Source organism: Amycolatopsis sp. cmx-8-4 (genome assembly GCF_046548675.1).
Classification (GTDB): Bacteria; Actinomycetota; Actinomycetes; order Mycobacteriales; family Pseudonocardiaceae; genus Amycolatopsis.
In genome coordinates, this window is sequence record NZ_JAEBDZ010000018.1 from 100547 (window position 1) to 120355 (window position 19809).

A 19809-nucleotide genomic window follows, 5' to 3' on the forward strand; every position below is an offset into this window, starting at 1 on the left:
TGCGGTAACCCGAGCTCAGTCGATGGTTCCGAGCCCAGCCATCCGCACGGGGCTGCGACGGCGGAGCTAACCAGAGGTGACACCCGTTACTTCCTGAACCACCGGAGGGGCCGTCGTGTCGCTTGGACCGGCGACCTCTCCGGGACCAGTACCCCCCGCACACACCGGAAGATCGGCATAACCAGTATGAAGAGTCTCAAGCAACTCGTGGCCGGGTGCGCGACACTCGTGCTCGTCGCGGCGGGCATGACGACACTTGCACCCACCGCCCAAGCGGCCGCGTTGCCCTCGCCTGACTACGTTTTCCAGGCGTGGAACGACAGTTTTCTCGTCCAGGCCAATGACGAGACCTACTACACGAACCAGCTGAAAAGCATCGGCACCCAACGTTCCGGCTCCTGGATCGCAGCCCTGAACATCCAGGTCGCGCAGGACGTCTACGAGCGCACGCACAGCGCAGCCGACCGTCAGCGGGTTCGCGACCTGATCGGCACCTTCCTCGAGTACGAGGGCACCAACTGGACCTCGTGGGCCACCTGGAATGACGATCTGGCGTGGATGATCACCACGGTCTTGCGGGGTTACCTGGCCACCGGCGACACGTCGTTGCTCAACCTCGCGGCCGACCAGTGGAACAAGACCTACGACCGGGGATGGACCGGTGACGGCGGGGGCGGTATCTGGGAGGAGATGAACTCCAAGTACAGCAAGTGCTCTCTCAGCAACAACCCGATGATCAGTACTGCGGTGTCGCTGTATCAGGTCACCGGAGAAGGCGCCTACCTGACCAAGGCGACGACGATCTACGACTGGGTCAAGAGCAAACTCGTCAACGCCACAACCGGTGTGGTCAACGAGTGCATCGCGTTTCCGAACGGGCCCGGTGGATCGACCGAGCTGCAGGCGTCCGACAACGCGTACAACGCGGGATCGTTCGTCGAAGCCGCCGACTTCCTGTACCGGGTGACCGGAAACGCCAGGTACCGGGACGACGCCCAGCGGACGGCCGACCACTTCCTGAACACGGTGCCAATCGTGTCGAACAACGCAGGCCGGGGTTCTTCCTACCAGTACTGGCTGTTCAAGGGCATCAGTGACTTCTGCACCGACACGAACACATGCAGCAGGTACGACGCCTACATGCGGGCCAACGCAGCTCAGGCCTGGAGTATGCGCAACGGGTCCAACCTCACCTGGAACGAGTGGACCAGGCCAACGAACGAGGCCAATCCGGACGCGTTCGAGATGAACGGCATGGTGGGCCTTTTCCAGGACTTGCCGACGTCCGACCCCTCGCCGTTCTCCGGTAGCTACGAACTCGAGAACGTCACCAGCGGTATGTCACTCGGAGTACAGGGTGGATCCACCGCCAACGCGGCTCCGATCGTTCAAAACCCTGACAATGGCTCCGCAAGCGCGTCGTGGACCTTCGATCTGCGCAGCAACGGCTATTACCAGATCAAGAACGCCGGAAGCGGACAGCTGCTCAATGTCGCCGGCGAGTCCGGCAAACTGGGAGCCGCGATTGTCCAGTGGCCGGCCGGCAACCTCTCGGCAGGAAACGACCTGTGGATGCCGGTGGCCAACCTGGACGGTACCTGGTCGTTCTACAACCGCAACAGCAAGCTGGCTCTGGACGACCCTGCTGGAAGCACGGCCGCCGGAACGCAGTTTGCTCAGTGGGCGCCGAACGACTCGACCAATCAGAGGTTCCGGGTGGTCTCACGGACCACCGGTGGCGGTCCCTCCAATGGCTCCGGCCCGGTGCGCTCCGGCATCGCCGGGAAATGCTTGGACGTCAACACCGGCAGCAACGCCAACGGCACGGCTGTGCAGATCTGGGGGTGCAACGGCACCGCGGCGCAGTCGTGGAAGGTGAATTCCGATGGCACGCTTCGCTCGCTGGGTAAGTGCCTCGACGTCTCCGGGTACGGTAGTGCCAACGGAACACCGGTGGGAATTTGGGACTGCACCGGCGGCAGTAACCAGCAGTGGCAGGCCTACAACGGCGGCTACCGTAACCCCATGTCCGGACGCTGCCTCGATGACCCAGCTGCGTCCACTTCGGATGGAACCCGAGTCGCGCTGTGGGACTGCAACGGCAGTCCGGCTCAGATCTGGTCTCTTCCCGGAGCCTGAACCGCAGCCACGACAATGCGACAACTACGCAGCTACAAGAAAGAAGTGAGGAGAGGTATGCTCGTGAGTCTACGAAAAATGGGCAGGATCACAGTCATCTCGTTGGCACTGGCTTCTGCGGTTTCCGTAGCCGGGACGGCGCCGATGGCCGCCGCTGCCGGAGCGTCCAGAAGCGTGGTCAAAACCGAGCCGGGACCAGGCGCCCCTTCGGTCGGCCGTCAGCTACTCGGCCGAGTGAGCGGATCCGCGTACTTCGAAGCAAGCCTGCCCGCTGCCGGTGGCTACGCCATCGAGTACGACATCACCGCCACAGCCTTCTTCGACACGTATGTCGACGAGGTCGAACTGGGTTACGTCGGCGGCCCGGCCGGCGTTTACCGGACCCGCTCGCTGACCCTGACCAAGGGGGGTCACCTGGTGCACGTCGTCGGGCCAGAAGGTTCTGGGATGGCATCGGTGTATTTGGTGCGGGTCTCTTGATGCACGTCGCCGATCCGCCGAGGCTGCAAGCCGGCTGAGCCGAAACCGACGTTCCGGGAAGTGGGCAACAGGGTGCTTGCCCTGAGGGGCGGGCAAGCACCCTGGACTGCGTCTCAATTCCGGCACTGAGATCAGTGAGTCCCGACTGGTCGCGGCAGTCGCCTCCATCATGCTGCTGGGCCGATCGGGTTCCGCGGGTTGTTCCGGGCCTGGTGAGCACGGGTGTGGCCGCCGTCGCACTGCAGCGGAAACTGGGACCACCGCTTGATGCTCGTCGTCGACCAGCTTCTAGATCGGTGCCTCACCCTCTGCGCTCGAGGCGGTGAGCTGAGCCAGGAGGGTGAGCGCCGCACGCGAGGCGGAGTCCGGTTCGGTGGTGACGATGACTATCCGCTGCCCACGTCCGTGTGGGAGCGGCATCGCCTGCTGGATGACGTCGACCGGCCCGACCAGGGGGTGGCGCATCCGGTGCGTCGCGATGTCCCAGTCCCGGACCCGGTGCTCCGACCACAGCGCGGTGAACTCCTTGCTGTGCATGACCAGCTCGCCGATCAGGGAGGCCAGTATCGGGTCGTCCGGGTACTGGCCGACGGCGAAGCGCAACTTTCCTACCACGTCGCGGGCCTTCTTCAGCCAGTCGTCGTAGAGGTCGCGGACGTGGGCGTCGAGGAACACCAGGCGCGCGGTGTTCGGACGCCGGCCCGGCTGGTCGGGACTGCGCGGGTCGAGGTGGCCGGCGAACAATGCGTGCCCCGTGCGGTTCCAAGCGAGTATGTCGCTGTAGCGGCCGAGGACGACGGCCGGGGCGTCGCCGAGCGAACTGAGCAGCTGCCGGGTGGCCGCGTCCACTCGTTCCGGTGCCGGTCGGCGCGGCCCGCCCGCGGCGCCCTTCCGTGCGGTGCCGGCGAGGTCGTGCAGATGTCGCCGCTCGGTCTCGTCCAGCCTCAGTGCACGAGCGAGCGCGTCGAGCACCTCGAGTGAAGCGTTGAGAGACTGGCCCTGTTCGAGCCGGGTGTAGTACGACTCGCTCACTCCCGCCAGCTGAGCCAGCTCGTCGCGGCGCAGTCCCGGCACCCGCCGCCGCTCGTCGTACATCGGCAGTCCGACGTCCACGGGCTGCAACTGCGCCCGGCGTGTCTGCAGGAACCGGCCGAGCTCGGACTTGGTGGTCATGAGTCAAGTATGGATCGGAACGGTGGCAGCTACCTGATCCTGCGAGTGTAGGGAAGTGCCGATCGGCCAGGACGATGCCCGCCGGGTGACATGGCCGCGGTCTCAGCAGCCGGCTCCGAGCCGCCTTCGGTCCGTCCCCTTCGTCACCTTTCGAAGCCCCAGCGTCGCACGGCGAAGCCCGGCCCGGCTTCGACGACCTCCACCGCAAGACCGCCGCCCAGGTGCGCGGGGAACACCAGTGCGTGTTGCCCGGCGGCCCGGGCGAGGAGACGCCGCCGGGTCGCTGTAGCGGTTGGAGGGTCCTCGCAGAAGCAACTGCTCAGATCCGGCGCCACGATCTGAATCGGATTGTGCAGCAGGTCACCAGCGAACATTGCGTGGTCCCGGCCGGACTCGAGAGACAGGATCGCGGAGCCCGGTGTGTGGCCGGGCGCCGCTTCGAGGCGCAATCCGTGACCCAGCTCGAAGTCGTCCTCCCACAACCGAAGCAGCCCGGCCCGCTCGACCGGGCGGATGCTGTCGTCGAAGACGCCCTTGTTGGCCGCGGCGAGACGCGGCCGGTGGCTGCCGGCCGGATGCCAGTACTCGAAGTCGGCCCGGGTCAGCAGATAGGTGGCGTTCGGGAACGTGGGTACCCAGTCGCCGTCGACGAGCCGGGTGTTCCAGCCGACGTGATCGGCGTGCAGGTGCGTGAGCACGACGGTGGTCACGTCCTCCGGGGCGACGCCGGCGGTCCGCAGCCGAATGAGGAAGTCGGTGTCGAGACGGTCGAACGCGGGGATTCCCGGCCGCGGCTTGTGGTTGCCGACGCCGGTGTCGATGAGGATCGTCTCGTCGGCGGTGCGTAGGACCCAGGTCTGAACGCAGGTCTGCAGCAGATCGGTGGCCGGGTTCCAGAAAGCCGGCGCCAACCAGTCCTGGTGCGACCGCCAGGTGGCGCGGTCGAGTCCTGGGAACATCGCCTCCGGTGGCCGGGTGGCGCCGGTGTACTCCAGGACCCGGGTGACATCGACAGATCCCAATGTCAAGGTCTGTGTCATGCGGTTGACTCTCTCGTGAAGTCCCCGGCCGCGCTCAGTAGCACCGGAGCCGTACCGAGGAAGCCGGGCGGGGTGGCGCCCGGCTTCCTCGGCGTGGCCGCCGCGGAGGTCATCCACGTGTGCTTGTCCGCATGGCCGGGCAGGCGGCGCTCGGGCTCACACCGTCGCGGTCAGGGTCACCTCGATGTTGCCCCGCGTGGCGTTGGAGTACGGGCACACCTGGTGGGTGGCGGCCACGAGCTTGTCGGCCGTGGCCTGGTCCAGTCCGGGCAGGTGCGCCGCCAGCCCGACCGCGAGCGTGAAGCCGCCGGTGTCCAAGGCGAGCAAGCTCACCGTGGACGTCACGGTCGACCCGGCGACAGCGACCTTTTCTTCGCGGGCGATCACCTGCAGTCATTGTGGAAGCACGCGGCGTACCCCGCCGCGAACAACTGCTCGGGGTTGGTCTTGTCGCCGCCGGGACCGCCCATTTCCTTGGGGATCGCGAGCACCTCGTCAAGCACGCCGTCAGCGGTGCGGACCTCGCCGTTACGGCCGTCGCCAGTCGAGACAGCTTGGGTGCTGTAAAGCGCGGACATGTTCTTCTCCTTCGGTGTTCACCAGGGACGGATTCGACTGCTGATAGCGCAGGTGCCCGTTGGAGTCGAGTATGGATCGGCGCCGCGCCGGCTGCCTGACCCTGCCAGTGTAGGGCTGTCGGACGTCGGCTGACGCAAGGTGATCCCGCCAGGGACAGGCTATCCCACGCCGGGAGACACAGAATCGGATCAGCGCACCACCTGAACCAGGGATTCACGACACACACGTTTCGTGAATCCAACGGCCACAAACGACATCAATCGCTGTGCATCGAAGGAGAAGTCACCGATGAATCCGTGTCTCGCCGCCATGAGGGGTGTCTTTACCGCCGCAGTGCTCGCTACACCATTGTTGCTGGGATCCGTCGCCTACGCCGGGCCCGCCGAACAGTTCGCGGGGAACCACCAGGCCACCCGGTGTGCGCTCACGACGATCGCCGTCGCCGCACCCGAGGTGTTCCCGCACTCCGCCGACTACGACCCCCGGACCGGAACCTTCCTGGTGGGGTCACTGAAGAAGGGTACGGTAACCGTCGTCGATCGCGACGGAAGCGCTCGTACCCTCGTCGACGACCCCGCACTGGTGTCCGTTCAGGGGATCCGTATCGACCGCGCGCGAAACCGGGTGCTGGTCACCGACGTCGACCTCGGAACCGCCGACACCACCAGGGGTGCCGGACCGCTGAAGGTCGCCGGCGTAGCCAGCTACGACCTGCGCACCGGTCGGCGGCAGTGGTACGCCGACCTGGCCGCCGTCGCGCCCAGGAACACTTCGCACCTAGCTGCCGACGTGGTGGTCGACTCCGACGGCACCGCCTACGTCGTCGACACCCAGAGCCCCACCCTGTTCCGCGTCTCCCGCACCGGCCGGGCATCGGTCCTGCTGGCCAGCACGCTGCTCGCCGGCACTCCCGGCCTCGGCGTCCCGGGCGTCCTGCCCGACATCGCCGCCAGCTCCGTCGCTCTCGTGCCCGGTGACCTGCTCATCGTCGCCAAGGGCGACGGCACCCTGGTCCGGGTGCCGATCCACCACCCCGACCAAGCCGCCGCCGTCAAGCTCGACACCAACCTGGTCCCGCTCGCGGCGTCGCTGCGGGCCCTACCGGACGGCTCGATCGCCGCAGTCAGCAGCGGACTGCTCACCCAGAAGCCTGCGGTGGTGCAACGCATTCGTCCCGACAGCTCCTGGCGCAGCGCGAAGGTCACCGTGACCGACACGGTGCCCGACCCGATCACCAGCGGCATCACCGCCGGACCGCACGGCGCCACCTACACCCTCAGCGGCGGGCTCGCGGACCTGCTCCAGCACAAACCCAACGCCGGCTTCACTCTGCGCCAGGTCCGCGTCAGCTGACCCACGCCCGCGCGCCGGCTGGGCGGGGAACCGACCCGCCCGGCCGGCGGTATGCCACATCGGATCCACAATGGAGTCTCCGTGAGCACGAGTATCTCCCCGAACACACGAGTCACCGGCGGGCTGGTGCGAGGAGCGGCCTCCCCGACCGGTGTCGTCTTCCACTCGATCCCCTACGCAGCGGCGCCCACCGGCCCACGGCGATTCGCGCCACCCACGGCCGCCGCGCCCTGGACGGGGATTCGCGACGCCTCCTTCGCCGGGCCGAGCGCTCCGGCGCCGCGCCGGGACTTCGGTAGTTTGGACCTGTCCCCGATCCTCGGCACGGGACGGCAGACCGGCGACGACTACCTCACAGCGACGGTCAGCACACCTGATCCTCATACCGGCGGCCTGCCGGTGCTGGTGTTCGTGCACGGCGGCGGGTTGACCGCCGGGACCGGATCCGCCGACGTGTACGACGGAACGTCCTTCACCCGAGACGGCGTCGTGCTGGTCACGCTGAACTACCGGCTCGGCGCGAGCGGCTGGCTCGAAGTCCCCGACGCTCCCGCCAACCGGGGACTGCTCGACGTGCTCGCCGGCCTGCGCTGGGTCGCCGAGAACATCGGATCCTTCGGCGGTGATCCAGACCGGGTGACCGTCGCGGGCCAGTCCGCCGGCGCGATGATCGTCGCCGCGCTCCTGGCCTGTCCGGCGGCCGAGGGGCTGTTCCAGCGGGCGATCAGCCAGAGCGGCACCGGAGACTGCGCGTTCGAGCCCGGCCAAGCGGCCTTGGCGACGCAGGGAATCTCGTTGCTGCTCGGCCGGGACGTTACAGCGGCGTCGTTGGGCAACCTGACCGACGTCCAGCTTGCCGAGCTGTCCACCGCGCTGCCGCCGCTCGACCACGCCGCACACGGCTTCCTCGACACCGCGGTAGGAGCCAGCCCGTTCAAACCGGTGATCGACGGCGTGCTGCTGACCGGCCAGCCGGCCGACACCCTTCGTCCCGGACTCGCCACCGACCTGCTGATCGGTAGCACGGCTGACGAGGCCAACCTCTACACCATCCCCAACGGCCTGAGCGAGACCGCCGGCGAACCCGACCTGCTTGCCGCAGCGCGACGTCGTTTTCCCGACCCGGAAGCCCGCCTGGCCGGTTACCGCGGCCTGTTCCCGGACAAGTCCCCTGGTCAGCTGCTGTCGAGGGTCATCACGGATGCGTTCACCGCCGGCAGCCGCCGGTTGGCCGCAGCACACGTCGTTCGTTCCCGAGGCAGCACGTTCTCCTACGAGTTCCGGTGGGCTTCAGGCGCCTGTGATGGTCGGCTGGGAGCGTGTCATTGCATCGAGCTTCCCTTCGTGTTCGACCAGCTCGCATTGCCGTCGTTGCGTGGACCGCGCGGTCTGCTCGGGCCCGGGGAACCGGACATCACCCTGGCGGCCGAGACTCACGGGGCGTGGGTTCGGTTCGTCAAGACCGGTCATCCTGGCTGGTCACCGAATACCTGGTACCTCTTCGGTGAATGGGACAAAACCGGGCGGTGAAAGTGGTTCGCGGGACGGCGTCTCGTGGATTCTGGCGCCTGGCCGGACAACTGATCATCGCTACCGGCCAGCGGTACCGGCGTCATCCGGGGGGCACCGCGCGGCATGCCTGGCGTCGATCGATGAGGTGGTTGACCACGGTCACCGCGGCCAACAATGTCAAGCCGATCGGCAACCCATAGCGTTGCTCGTCGACGATCCGGACTGTGGCAGCGATGGCCAGCAGGAGCCCGGCGACGATCCACGGCCATCGCTTCGGCTGCGCTGTCACCGGCGCGGCTGGGCCGCGGGCGTGATCGGAATGATCGGAATCGGTCATCTTGGTCTCCGTGACAAGTCTCGCGCGATGACTGCGGCGCTGTGGTGGACGTTGGCCTGGTGGGACCCGGCGGTCAGCCGGGTCCCACCAGGCCGATCGTGACCGCATCGGGCCGCGTCGTTCAGGATGCGCTGCCTGGCTGGGTCCATTTCTGTCCTGGGCTGCCGTTGCAGTCCCAGAGCTCGAGCTGGGTGCCGTTGGTGGCCGAGCCGCCTGGGTCGTCGACGCAGCGTCCGGAAGCGGGGTTGAGGTAACCGCCGTTGGACGGCACCCACTGCTGGTTCCGGACGCCGACGCAGTCGGACAGCTGCAGTTTCGTCCCTCCGGCGGTCCCTCCCGCAGCGCTCTCCAGGCACTTTCCGAGGGAACGCAACGAATGGTCGGAGTACACCGTCCATTGCTGGTTCGGCGCGGCGCCGGCGCAGTCCCAGATGATCACTGGTGTCCCGTTGGCTGTGTTGCCGCCCTGGACGTCTGCGCATTTGCCCGCGATCCCGGACTTGACGGCTCCGGAGCTGCCGGGTGCCGCGGTGAATCCGGGCGTCGACCACCCTTGGTTGATGCTGCCGTTGCAGTACCACAGCTGCAGCTGGACGCCGTTGGCGGTGTTGTTGCCCGGAACGTCCAGGCACCGGCCGGAGAGGGGATTGCGGTACGAGCCGTCGTAGGGCCGCCACTGCTGGTTTGCCGCGCCGGTGCAGCCCCAGAGCAGGACTTTGGTGCCGTTGGCTGTTCCGGCACCTCCGGCGTCGAGGCACTTGCCGAACGCCCGCAGCGAACCATCGGTGTAGGAGCTCCACTGCTGCGCCGCGCTCGAATTGCAGTCGTAGAGCGTGACCGGAGTTCCGTCGGCGGTGCCTGCTGCCTGAACGTCCAGGCACCTGCCGGCCAGGCCGGAGTGCACCGCCCCGGTGGCGACGACGGCTGCGGGGATGGCGCCGGCCGCCCACGGCGCGGTGATGTTCCAACTGGTGTCGCTCATGAAGTGGGCGGTGGTGTCCTGTGCGGCGGGTGACTTCCCGGCGCCGTCCTGCCCGACCCAGACGGTTCCGTTGGCGAGCCGCAAGAACTTGCTCGGCCGGGACCAGGAGAGCAGGGACGTGCCGCTGCCCGAGTTGCCGGGGATGGGGCAGAAGGTGGCGTCTCCGGCGAACGTCGACGTGCCGTCGTTGTCGGCCCTGACGACCTGCGCGTTGCTCTGGCGCAGGAAACTTCCCGGGTAATTATGGGACTCAAGTGAGATGCACGAACCGTCGGCCAGGCCGGTACGGACGGTGAACGTCGCGTCCTGCTTGTCCAGGTCTGAACTTCCGCTGGTGATGACGGAAGCAGCGGCCACGCCGTTCTGGTGCCGGACGTACCGGTCGGTGGAACCAGCGGTGGTGGCCTGGATCGACACGCTTCCGTTGACCGGCAGGGAAACACGCTGTCCGGGCAGGTTTCGTGATGCCGCGATCAGGCTCTGGTTCGCGGCCCGCACGGCCGACGGGTCGATCTTGACGACCTGCCGGTCGTAGGTGGCGAAGCCGTTGCTCTCGGTTTCGACGTCGTAGGGTTCGGTGTACACAGCGGCGTTGAGGCCTTTGTAGGCCATCAACCCGGTCAGTGATCTGGCCATGCCGAGGAACCTGTTGGTGAGCGTGGCGGCGTCCGGCTCCATTTCGTAGCCGAAGCCGCGACCTACCTGGAACTCGTGCCCGCTGACGATGAGCCCGAGCCCGCCGTATTCGCCGAGGACGTTGGCCCGGGCACCCGTCGGTGGCGGCGAGTCGGGTCCGGTGTAGGTGTGGTAGTCCCAGACGTCACCGTTGCCGCCGTCGGAAGCACCGCAGCAGTTCACCCCGCTCATGTTGTCCACGAGGCGGCTGGGGTCCCAGCTCTTGACGGTGTTCGCGACGCCGGCGGGGTCGAACGATCCCCAGCCTTCGTTCTGGTCGATCCACATGACGATCGACGGAGAGCTGAGGTGCTGGCTGACGACGTTGTGGAACTCACTCAGCCACTGGCTCTGCGCGGTCGCGCCGGGTGAGCTGGTCATCGCCGGCATGTCCTGCCACACCAGCATTCCGAGTTTGTCCGCCCAGTAGTACCAGCGCTGCGGCTCGACCTTGATGTGCTTGCGGATCAGGTTGAACCCCCAGCTCTTCTGCTGCTGGATGTCGGACCTGAGCGCGTCATCGGTCGGGGCGGTGTAGATGCCGTCGGGCCAGAACCCCTGGTCGAGCATGCCGGTCTGGAAGACGAAGTTTCCGTTCAGGACGATGCGGGCTACGCCGTCGACCGTTTTCAGGCCGATCGAACGCATGCCGAAGTACCCGCCGACCGCGTCACCGCCGCCGGCACCGGTCAACGTCACCGAGACGTTGTAGAGGAACGGGTCGTCGGGGCTCCACCAATGTGGATTCGGGATCGGCACACGGATCCTGCCGCCGATGCCTCCGGTTGCCGTAGCCACGACTGCCCCGCCGTCGGGCAGCGACGCGGCCACCCGCACGCCCTGACCGCCGATGCCGGCGCCACGCACGACGATGTCGAGAGCTTGGCCGGGAACGTCCGGGGTCATCTCCAGGCTCGTGACGTGGGCGGGAGCGACCGGCTCGAGCCACACGGTCTGCCAGATCCCCGAGGTGGCCGAGTAGAAGATCCCACCCGGGGAGGTGCGCTGCTTGCCGACCGCGCCGCTACCCGCGTCGGTGGGGTCGTAGACACCGACGATGATTTCGTTGGAGCCGGCGCGCAGGTAAGGCGTGATGTCGAACTGGAACGCGTCGTAGCCACCGGTGTGCGAACCGGCCTGACTGCCGTTGACGTATACGGTCGCCTGCTGATCGACCGCGCCGAAGTTGAGCAGCGTGCGACGTCCGTTCCAGGCGGAAGGCACGGTGAAGGACCTGCGATACCACATCCGGTCCAGATGACGCTGGATGCCCGACAGTGCCGACTCCGCCGGGTAGGGAACGTTGATCCGCTCCGGCAGTGTCTGGTTCACCGGAGGTGCCTGGCCGGCGGAGGCGGCGCTGAACTGCCATTCACCGTTGAGGCTCTGCCAATCCGCACGGGTCATCTGCGGCCGGGGGTATTCCGGCAACGGGTTGGCGATGTTGGCGGTGGCCGCGGCCGTCCACGGTGTCGTCATCGGCGCCGGTTTGACCGGCGCCGCGACGCTGGGAGGTGCCCCGGCCGTGAGGGTCACCGCCGCAGCGGTGACGACCACGCCTGCCAGCGCAGCCAGTCGGCGTAACCGCGGCCGTGCAGCTGGGAAGAGTCGCGCTCTGGCCAAGGAAAGCTCCTCTACGTGGCTGACAGTTGACGGGGCATGGTGGCGACAGCACTGAGTGCCAACCGGCCGGGGTCAGGAGGGGAGGTCCAGCGCTGGTTGGCGCCGCCGGTGCAGGCCCAGATCACCAGCTGGGTGCCGAGGGTGGTGGACGAGCCGGGATCGTCGAGGCACCGGCCCGACTGCGGGTTGAGCACCGAGCCGTCGGCGCGCGGCTGCCAGGTCTGCGCGGCGCTGCCGTTGCAGTCGTACAGCTGAACCGGGGTGCCGTCGGTCGTGCCGCCCGCCGTGACGTCCAGGCACTTGCCGAGGGCCTGGAGGGTGCCACCCTGAGCCGTCCAGCTCTGCGCGCCGCTGCCGTTGCAGGTGTAGATCTGGACTGGGGTGCCGTTGACCGTTGCGGCGGCACGGACGTCGGCGCACAAGTTCTGGTAGCCGACGATCGGCGCGGGCGCGCCGAGCGTGACGTTGCCGGTGAGCCGGATGTCGCGCGAGGACGCACCGACCAGCACCTGGAACGTGCCGGCGGTCCGGGTCCAGTAACCGCCGGTCCAAGCCTGGAAGCTGCGGGCGTCGAGCGTGGTGGTGACCCGTTGGGTCTGGCCCGGGTTCAGCGTGACCTTGCTGAAGCCCCGCAGATTCTTCGCCGGTTCGCCGGTACTCGCCGGCTGTCCGACATAGACCTGGGGGACTTCGGAGCCGGCGCGGGTGCCGGTGTTGGTGACGTCGAAGGCCACGGCGACACCGTTGGCGGCAGGGGAGCTGACGGTCAGGTTGGCGTACCGGAAGGTGGTGTAGGACAGGCCGTACCCGAACGGGAACAGTGGCGCGATGTTGTGCCGGTCGTACCAGCGGTACCCGACGTCGATGCCTTCGGAGTACTGCACGGCGCCGTTCTGCCCCGGCCACTGGGCGGCGGTGTGCGCCGGGACGTCGGCGAGGGAGGCGGGGAACGTGACCGGCAGCTTGCCGGACGGGTTGACGTCGCCGAAGAGGATCGACGCCAGTGCGTTGCCGTACTCCTGGCCGGGGTACCAGCTCTCGATGATGCCGCGGACCGAGCCGGCCCACGGCATGGTCACCGCGGAGCCGCTGTTCACCACGACGACGGTGTTCGGGTTGGCGGCCGCGACGTCGGCGACGAGCTGGTTCTGCTCGGCGGGCAGGCTGAGGTCGGGCAGGTCGCTGCCCTCGGCCTCGAACCGGCCGACGATTACGACGGCCAGGTTCGCGGCGCGGGCCGCGGCGACCGCCTGGTCGTGCGCGTTCGCGCTGCCGGTCACCCGCCAGGTCTGTGCGGGGCTGGTGTTGCAGGTGTAGAGCTGCAGCTGGACGCTGTTGGCGGGGTTGGCGGCGGGTACGTCGAGGCATTTGCCGGACGCGGGGTTGACCAGGGCACCGCCGGAGACGGTCCACTTCTGGGCGCCGGTGCCGTTGCAGTCGTACAGCTCGATCTTCGTGCCGTCGGCTGTGGCGCCGCCGGTGACGTCCAGGCACTTGCCGAGCGCCCGCACGGTGCCGTCCGCGGCGGCGGTCCAAGTCTGCGCGGAGCTGCTGTTGCAGTCGTAGAGCTGGACAGGGGTGCCGTTCGCGTCGTTCGCCGCGGCGACGTCCACGCACTTGCCGGCCAGGCCGTAGATCGGTCCGGACGCGCTGCCGGAGGCGTAGGTGACCGTGGCGGCGGAGCCGGCGCGCGCCTGGATGCCGCGGTAGGGGCTGACCGCGCCGCTGGGGTTGACGCCCGCGCTGCCGCCGCCCTGGTACAGCGGGGCGGCGTCGCCGCCGCTGCCGAGCACGGCGATCGACTTGGTACCGGTCGTGATCGGCAGTGTCGCGTTCGTGTTCTTCAGCAGCACTGTGCCGGCGGCGGCCACCTGGCGGGTCACCGCGGTGTGCGCGGCCGAGGTGACCGGGGTGGTGAGGGTGCCGGTCTGGGCGCGGTCGAAGAGCCCGCGCCGGAACATGGAGGTGAGGATGCGCCGGACGTGGTCGTCGATGGTGGCCGGGGAGACCTGGCCGTTGTTCACGGCGGTGGTGAGCGCGGCGCCGTAGTACCGGCTGTCGGGCATCTCCATGTCGAGGCCGTTGTTGGCTGAGGCAACGGTGGAGTGGGTGGCGCCCCAGTCGGCGGTGACGAACCCGTCGAAGCCCCACTCGTTCTTCAGGATCGAGTTCTGCAGCGGGCCGTTCTCGCAGGCGAACGGGCCGTTGATGGCGGAGTAGGAGCACATCACGGAGTCGGCGCCGCCGGTTTTCACCGACGTTTCGAAGGCGGGCAGGTAGATCTCTCGTTCGGCGCGGTCGCTGACTATCGCGTTGTCGGCGCTGCTGTTGCGATTGGTTTCCTGGTTGTAGACCGCGTAGTGCTTGACCTGCGCCATCGGGCCCTGGCTCTGGATGCCCTGGATGTCCGCGGCGCTCAGCTGCCCGGTCAGGTACGGATCCTCGCCGAACGACTCGAAGGCCCGGCCCCACCGCGGGTCACGCACGATGTTGACGGTGGGGCCGAGTTCGACGTTGGTGCCTTTGCCCCACTGCTCGGCGCCCAGCGTCTCGCCGTACTGCCGCATCAGGGCGGTGTCCCAGCTCGCCGCGCCGGCGACGGGGGAGGCGAGCTGGGTGACGCCGGTGACGCCGTCGCCGACCCCGGCGGGCCCGTCCTGCAGGTGCAGCGCGGGGATGCCCAGCCGGGTGTTGGAGTCGACGCAGCCGACGTAGCCACACGACGCGCCGCCGTGCAGCATCGTCAGCTTCTCGGCCTGAGTCATGGCCGCCAGGAGCTCGGCGGCGCGTTGTTCGGGGGTCTGGGCGGTGTTCATCCACGGCTGGACGGCAGCCTGGACCTCCGGCGCCCCGCCGACGGCCAGCAAGACGGCGGCGGCCGTGGCCATCAGCGAACGGAACACCCCGGGTGGAGACGTGCGCATAGTGCCATCCTCGACGTTGTCGATCACGAGATCCGGGTTCAGCCGGCGGCGTTGAGCAGGTCGAGCACGCTCTGCTGGCAGCCGTAGTCGCTGCTGCCGGTGCCGCCGGCCCAGTGCGGGCCGTACTGGTCGAGAGCGTTGCGGTCCTTGGCGTACGCGGTATCAGCCCAGGTGCGCAGCCTCGCGGTGTAGGGGTGGTCACCCAGCTGGGAGCTGAGCTTGCCCAGCCCACGGACGTAGGCGCCCTTGAAGCTGGGGCCGTCGCCAGTGCAGCCATCGCCTTCACCGGGCTCGCGCAGCACCCCGCCGGTCTGCAGCTTGACGCTCGAGGCGTCGGCCAGACCCCGGGCGGTGTCGAGCAGCGACGCGTCCCCGGTGGCCCGGTACAGCTCGGTCAGACCGCCCAGCACCACGCCCTGGTTGTAGCTCCAGGTGGGCTGGCCGTTGTTGGCGCAGGAGTCGGTCAAGCCGTCGTTGATCAGGTGATCACCGTTGATCATCCCGCTGCCCGTGAACCAGCTCCACTCACTCTTCGCCCGGGTGAGGTAGGTGGTGTCGCCGGGGATGCGGTTGTGCAGGGCCGAGGTGAGCTGCAGGAACAGCTCGTTGGTGATCGCGTTCTTGTAGTTGCCGGTCGTGCTCCACCGGACGCCGCCACCGCAGGTGCCGTTCCAGTTCGCGAACATGTGGTCCGCGTCGGCGCGGGCGGTGGTCAGGTAGCGGCTGTCACCGGTCAGGTCGTAGGCGTCCACCCACGCCAGGCCCCACCAACCGGTGTCGTCGAGGTACTCGTTCGTGAAGTTGCCGCCCTGGGCCACGAGGTTCTTGTCATAGGTGTCCGCGATCGCGTACCGGTAGCTGCCCATGCCGCTGACCCGGGCGTTGTCGATGACGGCGGTCAGTGCGTTGGCGCTGGTCCACCAGCCGTTGCCGCCGAAGAGCTTGGACCGGCGGTCGTAGGACATCATCAGCGCCGTGGCCGCCGCGGTGCGCCGGTCGCCGGCGTTCCAGGTGGTCCGTGCCCACGCGGTGCACGCGATCGCGGTGCCGCCTGTGGCCTGGCCGCAGGCCCGCAGAGCCCCGACGCCTTGGGCGTTCCAGTCGTCGACGTTGTACATCTGGGTCCGCCAGCCACCGCTGCCGGCGGGGGTGCGGGTGTCGCCGAGTTTGCTGCCCGAGCTCCAGGTCCGGCCGCCGTCCATCGACCGGTCGAGCCAGACCTCGTCCGCCGCGGCGCCGTTGTCGATCGACGCCCAGCCCATCGCGTCGGTGTCGTCGAAGTGCAGCGCCAGGGAGCGGCCGGACACCGAGGCGGTGACGGGGATCCGGTCCTGCGGGCTCAGGGAAGGGTCACGGGGTTCGCAGTACTTGTCGCAGATCACCGCGGCGGCGGCGTTCGCGACCGAGGTCGCGGGTGGGTTCGCCGGCTTGGCGGCTGCGCCGACCGACAACGTCGCCGCCACCGCGAGAACCGCGGTCAGCAACGGTCTTGTGCTCTTCATGAGGGTGCTCCACAGCTCACGGCGATCAGGAGTTCGGCAGGGATCAGGTCTGCGCGGGGGTGCCGTTGCACGAAGGTCTCGCTGTTGTTCTGAACCAAAAAGGCCTCGTTCTACGCCTAGAACACGGTCTCAGGGGAGGGGAGGGTGCCGCGCCCGCCGCAGGCGTGCCGTGGCCGTGGTCGCGAGCGCGACCATTGCGCACCCCGAGGCTCTTCAGGATCTTCATCAGTCACTGATCTGCTCGTGCTGATCAGGCGGCGTCGGCCGTCCACTTCTGGTTCGGGCCACCGTTGCAGTCCCACAGGACGAGCTGGGTGCCGTCGACGGCGGAGGAGGCCGGGTCGTCCAGGCAGCGGCCCGATGCGGGGTTGCGGTAGCCGCCGTTGTAGGGCTGCCACTGCTGGTTGCTGCCTCCGTGGCAGTCCCAGATCGCCACCGGGGTTCCGTTCGCGGTGCCGTAGCCGGTGGCGTCGAGGCACTTGCCCAAAGCCTGCATGGTTCCGTCGGGGAAGTTGCTCCAGAGCTGGGCGACGGTGGCGTTGCAGCCCCAGACCTGCGCGGTGGTGCCGTTGGCGCTGTTGCCGCCGTTGACATCCAGGCACTTGCCCGCGATGCCTGACCGCACCGGGCGCCCGGCCGTGCCTGGCGGCGTGATCCATCCGGCGCTGTCGGCTGCCTGGATTCCGGCGTTGAACGCGTCGGCCATCTTGCGGTAGCCGTTGTCGTTGGGGTGCAACGCATCGGACAGATCGGCGGTGTTCAGCGCGCTCATGTCGACGTAGCGGACGTGCCGGCCCGCGGCCTGTTCCTGTTGGACGATGCCGGGGATGGCGGCGTTGAAGGGTCCGCGCAGGGGTTCTTCGGTAGAGCTGGTGGAGACGACCAGCGAGCCGACCAGGACGGTCGCGTCGGGCGCGTCGCGGGTGATCTGGTCGATCAGGGCGTGCAGCCGGTCCGGCGCCGTGGGCACCTGGTACTGCTGCCCGAGGTCGTTGGTACCGATCTCGAGGGTGACGACGTTGGGCCGGTACCGGGCGAGGGTGTAGTCGGCGATGCCGGCGATCTGGTCGATGCGCCAGCCGGAGTGGCCCTCGTTGTCGGGATCGGCCATGGTGCCGTTGCGGCCGCTGCCGACCATGTCGACCGCGTGCCCTTCGGCTCGTAGCTGGTCGGAGAGGAACGCCCGGTAGCTGTTGCCGGTGCTGCTGCCGATTCCCCAGGTGATCGAGTCACCCAGGGGCAGCACCCGCAGCGTGGATGCTGCTGCCGCGGCGGCGGCAGGTCTGCTCGCCGCATCGGCCATCGCCGGCAGGGCGGCGGCGCACGCGAGTGCCGTGATCGTGACGCAGGCAGCTTTGAACCCGTTCATCATCCATCCTCGTATTCGCGGTAGGCGGGAGGTTTCTCAGGTGGACAGTCCCCATTGCTGGTTGGCGGCTCCGGTGCAGTCCCAGATCTCGACCTGGGTGCCCCAGGCGGTGGACCACCCGGGTACGTCCAGGCACCGGGCCGACTGCGGGTTGTACAGCGAACCGTCCGGACGTGGCACCCAGACCTGCGCGCCGGTGCCGTTGCAGTCGTAGAGACTCACCAGGGTGCCGTTGGCGGTGCCGCCGCCGTTGACGTCGAGGCACTTGCCGAGGACATGCAGGGTGTTGCCGGCCCGGTCGGCGGTCCACTGCTGGGCGGGACTGCCGTTGCAGGGCCAGAGCTGGATCGGGGTGGCGTTCGCGCTGCTCGCGTTGCGCACGTCCAGGCACAGTCCCGCGTAGCCGCTGACGGCGCTGGGCTGGTGGTCGGACAGGGTGATCTCGAGTGAGTGGGTGCCGCTCAGGGTGGCGGGCAGGAAGTGGTCGGACCGGGCGACGCCGTCGAGCTTGAAGGAGGTGATGACGTTGCCGGCACCGCGCAGGGTGACGTCGAGGTTCGCTGCCCGGTAGCGCAGCCCGGACAGGGTCACGTCGCCCCAGCCCCACGGCAGCGTCGGTGTCCAGGTGATGCCGTCCGGGGTGAGGTTCATCCCGAACAGGCCGTCGTACACCATCCGCAGGTAGGCCGTCGCCGACCAGGTCTGGTCCCGCACCGGGCCCCAGTGGCCACCGGTTTGCCAGCCGCCGTCCGGGGCGCCGGAGAGGAAGTTGTAGATCTCGTAGAACCCGCCGCTGGTGTTGGCGAGTGCGGCCAGGGTGGTGACCTCGGTGGCGAAGCGCGCCTGGTTGCCGGTTTTGGCGGCGGCTTCGGCCCAGTAGCCCTGGATCATCGGCCACACGCTGACGTTGTGCCGGCCCGGCCGGCTGTCGTCGTAGCGCGGGAAGTGCGGGTACACGTCCACGATGCCGTGGGGCTGGACGTGGGCGTTCTGCATGATCGATCGGGCCTGGTCGGTGCTCGCGATGCCGAAGAGGACGGCGAAGGAAAGGCCGGTGCCCTCTTCGGACTGATCCAGTGTGCCGGTCGGGCCGCCGTCACCGTTGTGGATCAGGTAGCCGTAGGTGCCTTTGGCGGGGATCCAGAAGTACTGGTTGATTCTCGACTTCAGGGCGTCCGCCGCCGCGTTCTGGGCCGTGACTTCGGCGGCGGGCCGGGCGAGGGCAGATGCCATCAGGGCCGCGCTTCGGAATGCCGAGTAGTACAGCGTGTTGGTGCTCAACGTCATGAGCTTGTCGGTCGGGTAGGAGCCGACGAAACCACCTTTGCTTTCGGTGGCGTCAGCCGGCGGGGCGGGGTAGCCCGCAATGCCGTCGTTGAAGAACGACGGACCCTGGAACAGGCCGTACGTGGAATTGAAGCTCACGCTCTTGCGTGCGTTCAGAGTGTTGACGGCGGTCTGGTACGCGTTGGCCAGAAAGGTTCGGTCGCCGGTGGCCAGGTAGTGGTTCCAGGCGGCCGTCAACCACACGACCTGGTCCCACAACTGGTCGTCTTGCTGAAGGATCAGCTGGCCGTTGGCCTGCCTGCGGACCACCGACCACAGGGTGTTCGCGGCGGTGGCGGGATCGAGCAGGCTTGCCGCGTTCCACGAATTGACCGATGCGTCCCTGGTCCACGGCTGCGGGTATTCGGCGCCCGCGCGCAGGAAGGTTCCCGGAGGATCGGTCAGCAGACCCGACTGGTTGTACACGGCCGGGTCGTAGCGGACGGTGTTGACGTCGAGCAGGTTGGTCAGCGCCTTCGTGTACGCGGCGCCCAACGTCGATTGCGTGCTCGCGTTGGCGAACCGCAGGGCGGGCCGGCTCGCCGCGGCGGAGGCGGATCGAGCGATCTGTGGCGGTCCCTCCAGAGTGGAAGCGGAAACCACACCGGGTGCCGTCGAAGCGGTCAAGGCAAGGCAGCAGGCGGTCAGGAGCAGGCGCCGGGCAGTGACACGGCGATGTGTTTGCATGGAGATCTCCAAGCTCGACAACGTTGTCGGTCGAGGCGCCCGGTCGTCGACCGGCTCGAGTGGTTCTAGTTTCGGTTCAGGTCCCGAGGCGACGCGGGCTCGAAAGCC

The 19809-nt window shown here is 68.2% G+C and carries 12 protein-coding genes and 1 pseudogene; 4 read left to right on the plus strand and 9 right to left on the minus strand.

What is annotated here, in order from left to right:
- Nucleotides 1-186: 186 nt before the first annotated feature.
- Complete coding sequence (locus ACLJQZ_RS32305) at nucleotides 187-2139, plus strand: RICIN domain-containing protein (protein ID WP_410623615.1); 1953 nt, start codon at nucleotides 187-189, stop codon at nucleotides 2137-2139.
- A 57-nt stretch (nucleotides 2140-2196) separates the two neighbouring features.
- Nucleotides 2197-2619, plus strand: a complete 423-nt coding sequence (locus ACLJQZ_RS32310) for a hypothetical protein (protein ID WP_410623616.1) — start codon at nucleotides 2197-2199, stop codon at nucleotides 2617-2619.
- 288 nt (nucleotides 2620-2907) lie between these two features.
- Here ACLJQZ_RS32310 and ACLJQZ_RS32315 read toward each other — a convergent pair whose 3' ends face one another.
- From ACLJQZ_RS32315 to ACLJQZ_RS32325, 3 genes and pseudogenes are all read right to left on the minus strand, one after another.
- The gene (locus tag ACLJQZ_RS32315) at nucleotides 2908-3792 is read right to left on the minus strand and encodes a helix-turn-helix domain-containing protein (protein ID WP_410623617.1); all 885 of its coding nucleotides are present in this window, start codon (nucleotides 3790-3792) and stop codon (nucleotides 2908-2910) included.
- Nucleotides 3793-3935: 143 nt separating this feature from the next.
- On the minus strand, nucleotides 3936-4832 hold the full coding sequence (locus tag ACLJQZ_RS32320; RefSeq protein ID WP_410623618.1) for an MBL fold metallo-hydrolase: 897 nt from the start codon (nucleotides 4830-4832) through the stop codon (nucleotides 3936-3938).
- A gap of 156 nt (nucleotides 4833-4988) precedes the next feature.
- Nucleotides 4989-5410 (minus strand): annotated as a pseudogene (locus ACLJQZ_RS32325) (organic hydroperoxide resistance protein).
- A 349-nt stretch (nucleotides 5411-5759) separates the two neighbouring features.
- Here ACLJQZ_RS32325 and ACLJQZ_RS32330 point away from each other — a divergent pair.
- Both ACLJQZ_RS32330 and ACLJQZ_RS32335 read left to right on the plus strand, forming a co-directional pair.
- On the plus strand, nucleotides 5760-6764 hold the full coding sequence (locus ACLJQZ_RS32330) for a hypothetical protein (protein ID WP_410623619.1): 1005 nt from the start codon (nucleotides 5760-5762) through the stop codon (nucleotides 6762-6764).
- Between the two features lie 51 nt (nucleotides 6765-6815).
- Nucleotides 6816-8294, plus strand: a complete 1479-nt coding sequence (locus tag ACLJQZ_RS32335; protein ID WP_410623620.1) for a carboxylesterase/lipase family protein — start codon at nucleotides 6816-6818, stop codon at nucleotides 8292-8294.
- Between the two features lie 82 nt (nucleotides 8295-8376).
- On the opposite strand, the gene ACLJQZ_RS32340 is transcribed toward ACLJQZ_RS32335, so the two are convergent.
- The 6 genes from ACLJQZ_RS32340 to ACLJQZ_RS32365 form a co-directional block, all read right to left on the minus strand.
- Nucleotides 8377-8613: a hypothetical protein gene (locus ACLJQZ_RS32340; protein ID WP_410623621.1), complete on the minus strand. Its 237-nt coding sequence runs from the start codon at nucleotides 8611-8613 to the stop codon at nucleotides 8377-8379.
- A gap of 121 nt (nucleotides 8614-8734) precedes the next feature.
- Nucleotides 8735-11827, minus strand: a complete 3093-nt coding sequence (locus ACLJQZ_RS32345) for a ricin-type beta-trefoil lectin domain protein (protein WP_410623622.1) — start codon at nucleotides 11825-11827, stop codon at nucleotides 8735-8737.
- Between the two features lie 77 nt (nucleotides 11828-11904).
- Complete coding sequence (locus ACLJQZ_RS32350) at nucleotides 11905-14817, minus strand: glycoside hydrolase family 3 C-terminal domain-containing protein (RefSeq protein WP_410623623.1); 2913 nt, start codon at nucleotides 14815-14817, stop codon at nucleotides 11905-11907.
- Between the two features lie 38 nt (nucleotides 14818-14855).
- The gene (locus ACLJQZ_RS32355; protein ID WP_410623624.1) at nucleotides 14856-16319 is read right to left on the minus strand and encodes a glycoside hydrolase family 76 protein; all 1464 of its coding nucleotides are present in this window, start codon (nucleotides 16317-16319) and stop codon (nucleotides 14856-14858) included.
- 250 nt (nucleotides 16320-16569) lie between these two features.
- Nucleotides 16570-17688: a ricin-type beta-trefoil lectin domain protein gene (locus ACLJQZ_RS32360; protein ID WP_410623625.1), complete on the minus strand. Its 1119-nt coding sequence runs from the start codon at nucleotides 17686-17688 to the stop codon at nucleotides 16570-16572.
- Between the two features lie 36 nt (nucleotides 17689-17724).
- Nucleotides 17725-19509 carry a ricin-type beta-trefoil lectin domain protein gene (locus ACLJQZ_RS32365; protein ID WP_410623626.1) on the minus strand — a complete coding sequence of 595 codons (1785 nt, stop codon included), beginning with the start codon at nucleotides 19507-19509 and terminating at the stop codon, nucleotides 17725-17727.
- Between the last annotated feature and the right edge of the window lie 300 nt (nucleotides 19510-19809).